The 13,702-nt window shown below is 38.7% G+C and carries 9 protein-coding genes; all 9 read right to left on the reverse strand.

The features are described 5' to 3' along the window. Positions 1-4: 4 nt before the first annotated feature. The 9 genes from addA to BK580_RS17020 all read right to left on the reverse strand — a co-directional run bounded on the left by addA (position 5) and on the right by BK580_RS17020 (position 13,698). Entirely contained in the window at positions 5-3,778 is a 3,774-nt protein-coding gene (gene addA, locus BK580_RS16980) for a helicase-exonuclease AddAB subunit AddA (protein WP_078381491.1), read from the reverse strand. After that, positions 3,778-7,290 carry a helicase-exonuclease AddAB subunit AddB gene (gene addB, locus BK580_RS16985; RefSeq protein ID WP_078381492.1) on the reverse strand — a complete coding sequence of 1,171 codons (3,513 nt, stop codon included), beginning with the start codon at positions 7,288-7,290 and terminating at the stop codon, positions 3,778-3,780. The genes addA and addB overlap by 1 nt, the downstream gene beginning before the upstream one ends. Positions 7,291-7,561: 271 nt before the next feature. Beyond that, positions 7,562-8,329 (reverse strand): membrane protein insertase YidC, encoded by a 768-nt coding sequence (gene yidC / locus BK580_RS16990; protein WP_078381493.1) that lies wholly within the window; start codon positions 8,327-8,329, stop codon positions 7,562-7,564. Between the two features lie 45 nt (positions 8,330-8,374). Next, positions 8,375-8,629 (reverse strand): hypothetical protein, encoded by a 255-nt coding sequence (locus BK580_RS16995; RefSeq protein WP_078381494.1) that lies wholly within the window; start codon positions 8,627-8,629, stop codon positions 8,375-8,377. A 141-nt stretch (positions 8,630-8,770) separates the two neighbouring features. Continuing rightward, a complete protein-coding gene (locus BK580_RS17000) occupies positions 8,771-10,279 on the reverse strand; it encodes an acyl-CoA synthetase (RefSeq protein WP_235864128.1) in 1,509 nt (502 codons plus the stop codon). Between the two features lie 558 nt (positions 10,280-10,837). Next, on the reverse strand, positions 10,838-11,575 hold the full coding sequence (gene fabG, locus BK580_RS17005) for a 3-oxoacyl-ACP reductase FabG (protein ID WP_078381496.1): 738 nt from the start codon (positions 11,573-11,575) through the stop codon (positions 10,838-10,840). Beyond that, positions 11,572-12,486 carry an intracellular short-chain-length polyhydroxyalkanoate depolymerase gene (gene phaZ, locus BK580_RS17010; protein WP_078381497.1) on the reverse strand — a complete coding sequence of 305 codons (915 nt, stop codon included), beginning with the start codon at positions 12,484-12,486 and terminating at the stop codon, positions 11,572-11,574. Before phaZ ends, fabG begins: the two co-directional genes overlap by 4 nt. A 22-nt stretch (positions 12,487-12,508) precedes the next feature. Next, the gene (locus BK580_RS17015; RefSeq protein ID WP_078381498.1) at positions 12,509-13,516 is read right to left on the reverse strand and encodes a 3-oxoacyl-ACP synthase; all 1,008 of its coding nucleotides are present in this window, start codon (positions 13,514-13,516) and stop codon (positions 12,509-12,511) included. After that, complete coding sequence (locus tag BK580_RS17020) at positions 13,513-13,698, reverse strand: hypothetical protein (protein WP_078381499.1); 186 nt, start codon at positions 13,696-13,698, stop codon at positions 13,513-13,515. Before BK580_RS17020 ends, BK580_RS17015 begins: the two co-directional genes overlap by 4 nt. Between the last annotated feature and the right edge of the window lie 4 nt (positions 13,699-13,702).

Below are 13,702 nucleotides of genomic sequence, written 5' to 3' on the forward strand. Positions count from 1 at the left end.
TCTTTTATTCAATTTTCACTAAATGACTCCCATCAAAGAAATACAAGTATTTAGCTGTAAGTTTTTTATTCCATATTTTCTCTACTGCTGTTCCATATAAAGTAACTTGCTCTATATAGCGATTTCGTAGAATAGGTTCCGCCTCTTTGAACCCATTAGCAAATCGAGTGGAAATGGCATCTGTTTTGTAATCAATTAATACTAATCCGTCCGCATCTTCTAATAGACAATCAATTACCCCTTGGACTAATACTGTTTCTTCCTTTAATTCTTCTTTATCACCAATCTCATTGCCCTGTAAAGCGAAACTAAATGGTACTTCACGATGTACTTTCTCCGCAAGAAGCATCCGCTTACCAATTGGTGTCATAAAGAATCCTTCGATCGCATCGATATTAACCACTTTTGCTTGTTCACTTGTAAGCAGTTCTTTTTCTACCATCTGCAGGATTTGCGCTTGTACTTCCTGACGATCCAAGCTGCTCTTCGTTAAATCGATGTTTTGCATCACTGTATGCATGGCAGTCCCTATTTCAGATGGCGAAAGGCTCTTCTTTTGTAAAAATGCTGGACGGTCTAAAAAGTACTTGCGCTCAGTTTGAATAAAGGAATGATCTGCATAAGGGTCCTGCTGTTCCTTCATTCTCTTTAATTCTGAAACAGATTGCTTAGAACGATGCTTACTAGCTTCCTTATATGGATATTGCCAGTTTAGTTGCTCCCTTACTTGTTCTTTCAGTGGGCTTTCTATATCAACAGGTATACCTTGCTTTACCTTATCAAGTAAATTATTTTCTTCCAATTTCTCAACTTCTATTTCCTCAAGTAAATCCTGTACATTTATAATAGAAACCTTCCAAGAAGCATGATGGTTCGTTATCTCAACTGGAATTAACGATGGCACCTCACTACCAGCTCTTAGCTCTGCTGTATCCTTATGGCGAACTAATGCTGGTCCCACCCAATCCATATAGGATTTAACTCCAGCACGCGCATAATCTGGTAGCAGCCAGCTTTCGATTGTCACATATTCGTTCCATTGGGTTTGAGATTTTTCAAAATCTTTTACAGTACCCACTAAATAAAGTTTTTCCTTTGCCCTTGTTAACGCTACGTAAAGCACACGCATCTCTTCTGCGATAAGCTGTGCTTTCGCCTTGCGTTTTAAAGCTAATTGCAAAATAGTTGGATACGTAATTCGTAAGCGAGCGTTCACATACTTTGATCCAAATCCAAGCTCTTTATCTAACAGATAACTGCTATTTAAATCCATCATATTAAATTGCTTTGATAAACCTGCCACAAACACAATCGGAAACTCTAGCCCTTTACTCGAGTGGATAGTCATGAGACGGATAACATCCTCCTGCTCTCCTAGGGCTCTTGCTGCTCCTAAATCCTCGCCTCGATCTTGCATTCTTTCAATAAATCGTAAGAAACGAAACAGGCCACGGAAGGATGTAGCTTCATATTGACGCGCACGATCGTATAAAGCCCGCAAATTAGCTTGACGTTGTTTACCACCTGGCATTCCTCCGACATAGTCATAGAAATGCGTATCTTGATAAATTTTCCAAATCAACTCAGACAATGCACCTTCTCTAGCTGCAGTGCGCCATTTCTGTAGCAATTCATGAAAGATCTGTACTTTTTTAATCGTTTTCTTTTCTTCTAAACTATCTGGAGCTTTTTGCAAGAAGGCAAGTAACGCTTCAAAATAAGATCCTTTTCTTTGTTGAATTCGGATAGAGGCTAATTCATTAGAATCAAGTCCAATAATCGGTGACCTTAAAACCGAAGCCAATGGAACATCTTGATAGGGATTATCTATTATTTTTAATAGCGAAACTAGGATCGCTACCTCCGTTGCTTCGAAATAACCCGTACTTAAATTAGCATATAACGGAAGCCCCTCTTGTTTAAATTCCTCGATAAACTGTGGCGCCCACGGCATCGATCTCATCAAAATTACACAGTCTCGAAAAGTGATTGGTCTCATTCGTTTTTCATTTTTATCATAAATCTCATAGCCAGATTGGATAAGGTGTTTAATCTTTTGGGCAATCATTTTCGCTTCAACCTGTGCCGTTTCTAACTCTGCTTTATCAAAGCCTGTTGCACTACCCTCTTCTTCAAATTCATTGGTGACATCCGTTGTAGAAGAATGGTCGCTACGGTCTAACAGTAATAATTCTGCTTCTCTATTAGTAGCTTTTGGATAATTGGTTGCTCCAAATTTCAATTCTGCGTCTTCATCATACTCAATTTCTCCAACTGTTTCGCCCATGATTTGTTTAAAGATAAAGTTGGTCGCATCTAGCACCTCAGGGCGTGAACGGAAGTTCCGGTTCAAGTCTATTCGAAGTCCCGTTCCTTCTCCATCTGTGTTAAACCTCTTATATTTACTTAAGAATAGAAATGGTTCGGCTAAACGGAAGCGGTAGATTGATTGCTTAACATCCCCAACCATAAACATATTCCCAGCTTGCTCTTCATCTTTTGTAACAAGTTTTAAGATAGCTTCCTGTACCATGTTGGTGTCTTGATATTCATCTACTAACACCTCTTTAAAAGTAGATTGGTATCTTAACGCTGCTTCAGATCGTTCCCACCCATTTGTTGTTTGTTGGCGAAGAACACTTAAGCATAAGTGCTCTGTGTCTGAAAAATCAACTAAGCCTTTTTCTTGCTTTAAGCTACTAAACTTACTGCCATATTCATTTACGAGATTAACTAGAATTCTCATAACTGGCGCCAGCTCTTCTAAATCCTTGAGGTAAGATTCTGGTCTTCTAGCAAAAAGCTCATCTTTTATCCCTTGAAGCATTCCTTTTGCTTTATTACGGACTTTTGTCCAATCTTCAAGTAACCCTTTATCATATCCATCACCACGACAGGTTTTGGCTCTTGGAAAATCAAGAGACTGCATTTCGTCATATAAAACACTCCAGGATTGCAAAAGAGCTTTTTGAAGTCTTTCCAACTGGGCCAAATCCTGTTCGATATTTTCCGCACGAGGAGCAGGACCCCCTGGTTCGAGAGTGATGCCCATTGCTTTATTCAGGAGACTGTCCACCCCCTGAAATTGAAGCTCTATTTCTTTTTTTAACATCGAAATGAAGGGAAGTTCGTCTAAGGTAAGCTCATTTGTTGATTTGTAGAATGCCACTATCTCCTCTAACCATAACTCAGGAGCAGGGTTAGCTCTTGAAAATTCATATAAGTCTAACACTAATTTTTGAAGTGCTCCATCAGTTCTATCATTTGTATAGCGATCGACCAAATCGAAAAATGCATCATTATCTTCCTTACCATATTCTTCTTCAAAGACAGCCTCAAGTACTTCTTCCTGCATTAACTGAATCTCTGTCTTATCTGCAATTCGAAAGCTAGGGTCGATATCGATTAAATAATAGTATTTTCGCACTACCTCTAAACAAAAGGAGTGGATGGTTGAGATTGATGCCCGATTTAACAAGCTTAACTGTCGTCTTAAATGAAGGGAGGCTGGTCGTTTTTCCAGCTCCTGTTCTAATGCTTCTCCGATTCGGTGCCTCATCTCAGCAGCGGAAGCATTAGTAAACGTCACAACAAGTAATCGATCGATGTCCACATGCTCCTGAACAATCTTATGGATCATTCGTTCAACAAGGACTGCTGTTTTTCCAGATCCTGCTGCTGCCGCTACTAAAATATCTTTGCCACTGGAGACAATCGCTTTCCACTGTTCGTCTGTCCATTGAGCATCCTTTGGTTTTGGCAGTAATTCCATTCCCATTACTCACCGCCTCCTTCCATTTTTCTTTTCATTGCTTCCATCACTTCTTCTTTTGGAAGATTGGATAACGTTCTATAATCATTCTCTTCTAAGGAAGTATCAAACTGACAGAAAGATTTAAATGAACAAAATGTACATGGAATTTGATTCTTTAACTTATACGGGGAAATTGTTGTTTCCCCCTCTGATATCTTCATCCCAATTTCTTCAAACGTTTTCCGCACATAGTCCCTAAGCTGAGTAAATTCCTGTTCACTTGCAACAGAAGAGTTAGAATAAAACCCTCCATTACTTTTTAACCCAGCAGCCACAATCTGAGAATGTCCCTGTTCTAAGGTTTGATCCATTAAGCGAACTGATTCCTCATCTCCGAGCAATAGACCTTTCATTTTAAAGCTTTTAAAAATTTCTTCTTCAATGATATCCTCCGGAGCCATTCCGTTTGTTTTAATCATTGGGTTATGAACATGGAAATAAAGCACGCCAGCAGGTGTTGCTTGACTCCCAATCCATCCTTCTGAATGCGTAATAACAATATCTAAGTACGTCAGCATTTGTAATGCTAATCCATAGTAAACCTCTGTTAAATCTAACGCCTTATTGCTTGATTTATAGTCGATGATTCGTAGCAACAAACCATTCGTTCCTTCCGCTTTATCGACCCGATCTATCCTTCCAATAAGCTCCATGGTCACACCATTCGGGAGATTGACCTGTATCGGTGGAAGCTCTTCTTTTTGGCCAAAGCCAAGTTCCAGACCAATTGGCGTAAACTTACTAGCTTTAGAATGTTCACTTAGAATTTGTGATGCTCTTGTAATAATTGTTTCTAATTTTTTCTTAATATAATGAAAACGATTAGAGCTAAGTAAAATTTCTCCCTGCAGCCTTGGTGCTATAATATTTACCGCTTCCTTTGCTAACACTTCACACTCTTGCTTTGTTAACGCCTTCCAATCACTACCATTTTGACGTAACTGATCGGAAATATGCTTAAGCGCAGCATGAAAAAGCTGACCAATATCAGGGGCTTCTAGTCGATAGATTTTTCGATCCTTCAACTTTAATCCATGTGAAGCAAAATGTGAAAAAGCACATGCACTAAATTTCTCCATACGTGAAACACTTGCTTCCATATGGTCGCCATACAACTTCCTACTAACTGGAACGGTTAGTTTATTAGCTTCATTTTTGTAAAATAAACTTCGTAACACATGTTCTGTTCGATCATTCCACTCTTCGTTTTCTAAAAGAATGTTGTATACATCCCACCAAATAGGTTCAACTGGATATTTTTTCATCCATGTTTGCAGCTGTACCGCTAAATTAGATAGTGTAGTAGAAGGTGTATGAACGAACGTTAATTGCTCTTCTTGTGTGAGTTCTCCTGGTTCATTAAGCAACAGCTTTTCCTCTAGTTGAGGAAACATTTCTTTTACTCGTTTTATATAGGATGAAGGTAATAAAGCTTTTCCTTCTTCATCTGCTAATGAGTAGCTTATATAGAGATGCTGAGTAGGGCTTAAAAAAGCGGAGTACACTAGAAAATGATCATCTAGTAATCTTTCCAAACTAGAAGGAGCAAGCTCTAATCCGTAGTTCGCTAAAAGCTCTCTTTCATCTTCTGATACAAAGCCTTCATCCTTAATTTTGGCTGGAATAACCCCTTCATTGACTCCAATTACAAAACTATGTTTAATATCGGTTAGACGAGATAGGTCAAAGTTCGCGACAATGACTTGATCAATAGCTGGAGGGACAAGACTAAAACGTAAGCTTTCTAGTCCACTTTCTAGCATTTTCGTAAACATAGCCATGGAGGTTGGTTGCTCCCCAATCAGTTCGACCATTTGATCTAATAATTGGATAATAGCTTTCCATACTTGTTCATGCTCTTTTGCTGCCGTTAAGTTCCCTTCCTCTTCTGCTCTTTTCATTCGAAGCTCTAGCTTTTGTGGGACTTGAAGATCCGTTAGGTATTCGTATAACGCTTTGCAGTAGCCCATTATTGACTTGGATTTCTTCCAGCGTTTCTCCAGCATAGAGAGTGGCTCTACAATCATATCTCTTAGCTCATTAATTTCACGTTCATATGCCAATTCTTCATCTGTCTGTACATATGGTCCTTCTGAGTCAATACTGAAAAAACGACGATATGTCCATGGCTCTTTCATCGTCCACTTCTTCCCTTGAATCCCATAGGACAAGCAAAAATTCTCAAGCTTGTCTGTTTTTTCTCTCATTTCATTCATATCTTGATCCACTGCGTAGAAGAAATCTGTTTTCACACAACGGAAGACGGACTCATAGCGCCAATTTCTCGAGATTACCTCTAAACTTGAACGTAAAAGCTCGACTAAAGGGTGATGGAGCATTGTCCTTTTCTGATCAACGAAAAATGGGATATCAAAGTCCTTGAAAATCGTATTTACTAGATCAATATAAGATTCTGCATTTCGCACAATTACCGCAATGTCCTTATAACGATTGCCCTGGTCGCGCACGAGCGATGTAATTTCTCTTGCAATCCCTTCTATCTCAGCTCTTCTATTAACTGCTTGTAAAATAGAAACCTGACCTTGAGTCGGATAAACGACAGTTGGTCTAACATCAAAATATTGTTCTAAATGGCGTAACGAGTCAGACGCCAGAAATCGATAAGCATCCTCCATCAAAATAGGTGACCCAAGCTGACATCCCTCTTCTAATGCAAGGTGACGGAGCTTTTGATAGGTCGTTCCTGTTGTTCTAAATAGATGCAAATCATATGGTGGTTCCTCATCATAAGGCTTGTCTAACGTTAGCGCTATGATAACGGAATTTGCATGAAGCATTAACTGCTTTAAGACTTCAATTTCCTGTGGTGTAAAGCTATGAAAACCATCTATATAAATATCAGCTTCTTTAATATAAGAGGAGTGAGGAATTTTTTCCGCTAGGAGCTGTAAATAATCTTCGCCATCGACATACTTTCCTTCTAACAGATGCTCAAGTTGACGGTACACCACTAAAATGTCTGTTAATTTTTTGGCAAGCATTTTTTCATGATCAGATATTGTGGAGTCTTCTCCTATTCGAACAATTTCTTCTTGTAGTAAATCCGGTGTTATACAATACCGTTTAAACTCCGTTACCATACTCTCCATCTGCTCGATAAAGCCAAACTGGTCAGCAGACCTTCCAAATACTTGGAATTGTCCTTTATGCTCTTCTATCACTTTCCTTAGTAACATGTGGATTCCAGTTTGATCTATATGAAACCGACTAATACCGCCGACCTCTTGTAAGATCCGCCAAGCTAAACGGGTAAAACTAAAAACTTGAGCTCGAATCATCCCGTGTACTTCTGGTGATTGAACGATTCCATATTCCGATTGAAAAGTCATTTGCTCTGGAACTAAATAGATAATCGGTGGTCCTTCTGGTTTTTCCTGTAACTTGTGAAGGATTTGCTCGTTACACCATTTGGTTTTTCCACTGCCTGTTCTCCCAATTAAAAAACGAATTGACACCGCATGTCCCCCAAACTATTATATCGATAAAATAAGACGGCGACCCATCATTCACTGGCTCGCTCTACTTGATTATTCTTTTTTTATAACTTCCATTATTATTATTCTCTTAATTATTGTACTGAAAAATTGGACATATTGCCAACTTCCAAGATACAATTTTTGGATGATTAGATTTCAATAGCTACGATTCATTCTTCATTTTCCTTATCCCTTATAAAAATAAAAAACACTTGAACTAGAAGATTCATTCAAGTGTTTTTTCTATAGTCTAAGAGGTTACTGCTGGTACCTCTTTTGTTTCCTTTAATAGCTTCATGCGTTTTTTCAGATAGAGCCCTTGTCCAATTCCGAAGAGATTTCCTATTACCCAGTATAATGCTAAAGCAGAAGGTAACGTCAATCCCGCAATCAGAATGAATACAGGGATAAAATTCATCACCATTTTCATTTGCGGTTGAATCTCATCCGTCAGTGTTACTCTTGTTTGTATAAAAGTCGTAATTGCTGCTACTACAGGTAAAATATAATAAGGATCAGATTGTCCTAAGCTAAACCAGAGAAACGAGTGCTCTGCAAGCTCTGTCGTTCTTCCAATTGCATAGTAAAACGCCATAATAACTGGCATCTGAATCATAATTGGTAAGCAACCGCCTAAAGGGTTTACTTTATGGGTTTGATAAAGTTCCATTAATTCCTTTTGCATTTTTTGTTGGTCGGCAGGATCTTTTTTATCCTTATATTTATTTTGAATTTCTTGCATTTCAGGGCGAATCTTCTGCATGGCAAGTGTGCTTTTTTGTTGTTTCATTAAAAGTGGCAAAATAACTAAACGAACCATAATAGTTACCAAAATAATAGATAATCCATAATTACCGCCTGTCCAATCAGCGACAGACGTCAACAGAAGAGAAAGGGGATAAACGAAATAGTGATTCCAAATCCCCTGACTATCTGCCGTAATCGGCTCACTCATATTACAACCTGTTAACACAACCAATAACAAAATAGGCATCAACGCCATAACTAATTTCTTCATTTTCTTTTCCTCCTACTATTTCTCAAAATTATTCATTTGATTAAGTTAGTAGAAAGAAGGTTCCTCTTCATCCTTGTTAGCTTCTTTAGTAGGTCTTTTTCTGAAAACAAATGTAAACAACTTTTTTCTTTTTCCATTCACATAATGGACCGTGCTTACACTTTTATCTATGGATGTTGATAAAGTGCGAGACTGATACATAATCTGTTTGGATTCTAAATAAAAACAATAAGTGACTAAACAAAGTAGAGTTGCTGTCACATATGGAGCGTATAGTAATAAATCGAGATAAAATTCCATTTATAGAAACTCACCTTCGTGGTTAGTTTGTTTGTGTTAGTTAATAGTACGAGCATAAGTGGGTAAAAGTTTCATTTAAAGTATTTCCGTATAACAAAAAGATACACCTAGTTAGCGAAAAATACTAGGTGTATCTTTTTGTTAATTCTTTAATTCTTTGTTTACCTCTTCACAGGAAAAGATTTCTTTGTAGCAATGGCTAAGAGATTTTTTATCTATTTTACCAACTACGGTTTTAGGAATGTCTGGTACAAAGACAAATCGTTTCGGAATTTTAAATTTCCCTAATGTTCGAGAACAAAATGTAGTTAGTTCCCGCTCAGTGACAGGACTTTTCAAAGAAACCACGGCAAGGACCGCTTCTCCCCATTTCGGATGCGGAATTCCTACCACACTAACCTCTTTAATTGCCTCATGCTGGGTAAGCGTTTGTTCCACTTCGGACGGATAAATATTCTCTCCCCCAGATATTATTAAATCCTTTACCCTGCCAACAATGTAAATGTAACCATCTTCATCTCTTCTTCCTAGATCTCCAGTACTTAACCAGCCATCTTCCTTTACCTTTTCAGTTTCTTCTTGTTTTAACCAATACCCCTCAAAAACATGGCGGCCCTTCAAATAAATTTCGCCCACTTCGTTAATGGCTGCCTCTTGGTTTCGTTTTTTCATAATTTTCACATCGTTAAACATCATCGGCTTTCCAACTGACCCTTTTTTTCCATATGCTTCAGTAGGATCGATATAGAAATTATTTGGACCGGCCTCTGTTAAACCATAGCCTTCTTTGAATAATATCCCTTTTTGATAAAACACCTCATACACTTCCAGTGGGCAAGGTGCTCCCCCTGACAGAAAGGTTTTCATAGTTGGAAAAGTCTCTAATTGAAAACGCGGGTGTTCAATTAATAGGTGGTACATGGTCGGAACCATTAAGAGGACAGTACATTGGTAATAATTTAATAAATCTATCACTTTATCAACCTGGAATTCTTGCATCAAAACAACCGTCCCACCTGCCATTAATAGCGGAGTTGACAAAGCATTTAACCCTCCAGTATGAAACATTGGCAAACAGGTGAGGGTCACATCTAATTCATTAATCCCCCAACTGACAATCGTATTTATTGCATTACTAGCTATATTTTCATGTGTTAAAATCACTCCCTTTGGCTTACCAGTCGTTCCGCCAGTGTAGATAATAGCTGCACGGTCATTTATAGTGACTTGGATACTATCTAAAGAAATACTGTTGGTAGGAGGTAGTCGTTGTAAGTCTACTAAAGAAATTATCGGACACGGCGCATTCCGAATGTTTTCCTTGTATGCAGACTGCACGATGACACATTTAGCCTCACAGTCTTCTAAAATATACACTAGCTCCTCTTCCGACAACCGCCAGTTCAGTGGAACAAAAATGGCACCTAATTCGCCACAAGCAAAAAGCAAATCAAAATAAACAATATCATTTGAAGATAATAACGCTACCCTATCCCCTTTATTTATACCGAGTGAATGAAGTCTACCCTTCATATCTAGCGTCCGTCTGTACACTTGTTTATAATTCCATCGCTCTCCAGTTTCACCATCAATTACGGCGATCCTTGTTGGAGACAGTTGTGAACGTTTCTGCAACCACGAACTATCCATAGCCACTTCCATCTCTCCCTTACACGTTACAAGTTATACTCACTATAAGAGAATGAAGTTACAAAAAAGTTACAAGGTCAGCTTATTGGCATCTATCGGAAGGCTGTTTTCGTAATGTTTGTTGCTAAAAAACAACAGGCAAATTAAAGAGGATGGGACATTAATAAAATCCCCATCTCTATTTACGAACGATTTAATCTAAATGCCCTTTTAAAGTACACTTTTGATTTTTAGAGTACCTAGCTGTTGATTGGAGCACAAGGCGAAGACTCCTTGCTTAGAGGTAGCGTTTTGTGGAGACCCCACAGGCGAAGCCGAGGAGGCTCCACAAGCGCCCTCTGGATAAGCGAAGCCTGGGGCGGAAATCCACAGCGGTGTTTAACAGAACCAAACTAAAAAAATCCGAACTAATGCAAAACTCTACTTAGAATTTCGCATAATAGTTCGGATTTTTCTTTAACAAATATTCTCTTGTCCCAGCCTCTTCCTTAATCTAAAAGACTACGAGCTCAACATAAACAAAGTGCTCCCTTTCACAATCTTCCCCTTTACTTAAAATCACATCATAATTCCACCATCGACATGTAATACTGTTCCATTGACATAATCAGACTCATCTGATGCCAGATATAGATACGCATTCGCAATGTCACTTGGCTTCCCTAAACGCTGTAATGGAATTACTTGAACAAGACCTTGTATTACTTTTTCCGGTACAGTTGCGACCATATTTGTTTCAACAAAGCCTGGAGCCACGGCATTCACATTAATACCTTTTCGTCCAAATTCCTTTGCCCACGATTTGGTCATCCCTACAACCGCTGCTTTTGATGCCGCATAATTTGTTTGTCCGACATTCCCATAAACACCAGAAACAGAGGAAGTATTAATGATTTTCCCTTTCCCATTTTCGAGCATATAAGGGACCACAGCCTGCGTACAATTAAAGACACCATTTACATTAATGTCCATGACTTGTTGGAATTCATCGCTGCTCATTTTCAACAACATATTATCCCTTGTAATGCCTGCATTGTTTATTAATATGTCAATCTTTTCAAATCTTTCTTTTACCATGCTGACCATTCCTGTTACTTGTGCTTGATTGGCTACATTCACTTGAAAAAATGCTACCTCTCCCTCTGCTTGTAGTTCTGCTGCTCGTTGTTCGCCAACTATTGCATCATAATCTACTAAAGCTACTTTTGCTCCTTCTCGTAAAAATACGCGAGCGGCTTCTAAACCGATTCCATTTGCTGCACCCGTAATAATTGCTACTTTTCCTGCTAATCTCATTGATATGTTTCCTCCTGTTTCTGCACAAATGTTGTAATCGCTTCCAATAGTTGTGGCAAATCATCCACTAATGCAGAGTGACCGCATCCCTTTAACGAAACAAATGTCACTTTTTCACCTAAGTCTTCCAGGATTTCATTTGTCATCTGCTTTGAAATTACTAAATCTTTTTCTCCAGCTAATACAAGGACAGGGATGTTTATTTTACTAGTTTCATTCGTACCAGCCTTTAACCCATTATGCTGATTACTAATATTAAATGTATTCAGTGCATGCAAAATTTCAGGATAATTACGTTGAGTCAGCATATCCTCTAAATATGCTTCATAACGAGCTTCTTCAGGCCTATTGTCATGATAGATGGCATAATCCCAGATCATTCTAAGAATCTCTTTATTCTTTGTTTCATAGGCTTGGGTAATGACAAGGGTCCTTGTTTTATCCTGTAAAATTTCTTCATAGTTAGAAAGCCTCTTTGTCAAATCAGGTTGGCCAGCTTCATTTGTTTCATACAACGGATATCCTCTCGTAGAAGCTGAAGCAAGTAGGATAAGTTTTCTACAATAGCCTGGGTTGTCCGCAACAAATTGCATGCCTACGGCTCCACCTGTTGACCAGCCGATAATAGCGAAATTAGTGAGCTTGATAGCATCGACAAAAAGCTTGATATCAGCTGAAAATTCTTTAATAGAATAGAGTTTTTCATGATAAGTAGATTCCCCAAATCCACGCATGTCTAGCGCAATTATGTGATAGGCCCGGTCCATGTTTTCCATGACAAGATCCCAGTGTTTGGAGGAGGTCATATTTCCATGAATCAATACTAATGTTTCCCCCTCTCCCTTCCGCTCCCTATACCCAAATGTTTCACCGTTTGTAAGTTTCACCGTTTTCTGTTCGATTACAGTCAATTTCTCGCCCTCCTACTTAAAGTTATCCCCATCTTATTGTCGTTGCTCCCCATGCATATCCTATTCCTGCGCTTACTAAAACCACAATGTCACCAGGTTTTAACTTCCCATTTTCTTCGGCCAACTCTAACGAAAGAATTTGATCAATCTGCCCTATGTGACCATAGTCTTCTAAATAAATAGACTGTTCTTCGGACAATCCGAGTTCCTTTAACACGTATTGATGGGCGGACTTTTTCATATGAAGAATACCTAAATAATCTACATCAGCTTCAGTTAGGCCACTCTTTTTTAATGAACCTCTAACAACTTGAAGGAAATTGTCCATCGATTTTTCTTCAAGTCTGCTTTTCATTCCATCAGGATCCAACACATCTAGCTTATTCAGCCTATTTTCAAGCGCAAGTTGTGAAATAGGATGCTTCGTTCCGCCTGCAACCACTACCACATCCTTTGAAAAAGAACCGTCTGTTATGATGTTCGTTGATAAAAGTTCATTCTTCTCATAGTTTTTCTTTAAAAGTATGGCGCCTCCACCTGCTCCTAAATTGAACATAAAACGAGTCCGGGCATTTTCATAGTTGATAAAGTCTTCATTTCGATACCCACCAGCTAGTAATACGGTATTCATTGCTTCATCTGCAAGCATCAGGTCTTTTGCAATTTTCAAAGCCATAATGGTCGTGCTACAGCGTAACGCCATATCAAAACCAATTGCATTTACTGCTCCTAGCTCCTGTTGCATATATAATGCCGCCGTCCACAATGGATACTCCTTGTGCTCTTCCCCAATATAAATAATTAAATCAATTTCTTCGGGAACAATTGCTGATTTCTCTATGGCTTTACGTGCCGCCTGAATTCCCATTTCACACGTATGATCCTGACTGGAAGCTATTGGCTTTTGTTTAATACCCAGCTTTTCCTCCACCACATATATAGGTATTCCAGATTTTTCTGAAATCTCCTTGCTTGACATGAAATTTTCCGGGATGAAAATTCCTGTACTAACAATTCCAATGGATGTCATAACTTTCGCCTGCTTATAACAGCTTTCATATATTCATAACCTTCTTCTAAGGAAGTAACCGTGATTTCTTCCTCTCCTTGGACATGACTAACTGTAATTCTCCATACAGGTTCCACTTGATTCCCATCAATCAAACTTGCACATCGCACGACAAAAGATGCAACTTGAGGCTGAGCGATCATCGTA

Origin of the sequence: Sutcliffiella halmapala (assembly GCF_002019665.1) — a bacterium.
GTDB classification, from domain to species: Bacteria; Bacillota; Bacilli; order Bacillales; family Bacillaceae_I; genus Sutcliffiella_A; species Sutcliffiella_A halmapala.

Excerpts from the sequence above, each read along its gene's own strand:
- addA (WP_078381491.1), bottom strand. The coding sequence starts at position 3,778 with ATGGGAATGGAATTACTGCCAAAACCAAAGGATGCTCAATGGACAGAC.
- yidC (WP_078381493.1), bottom strand. The coding sequence starts at position 8,329 with ATGAAGAAATTAGTTATGGCGTTGATGCCTATTTTGTTATTGGTTGTG.
- BK580_RS16995 (WP_078381494.1), bottom strand. The coding sequence starts at position 8,629 with ATGGAATTTTATCTCGATTTATTACTATACGCTCCATATGTGACAGCA.
- BK580_RS17000 (WP_235864128.1), bottom strand. The coding sequence starts at position 10,279 with ATGGATAGTTCGTGGTTGCAGAAACGTTCACAACTGTCTCCAACAAGG.
- fabG (WP_078381496.1), bottom strand. The coding sequence starts at position 11,575 with ATGAGATTAGCAGGAAAAGTAGCAATTATTACGGGTGCAGCAAATGGA.
- BK580_RS17015 (WP_078381498.1), bottom strand. The coding sequence starts at position 13,516 with ATGACATCCATTGGAATTGTTAGTACAGGAATTTTCATCCCGGAAAAT.
- BK580_RS17020 (WP_078381499.1), bottom strand. The coding sequence starts at position 13,698 with ATGATCGCTCAGCCTCAAGTTGCATCTTTTGTCGTGCGATGTGCAAGT.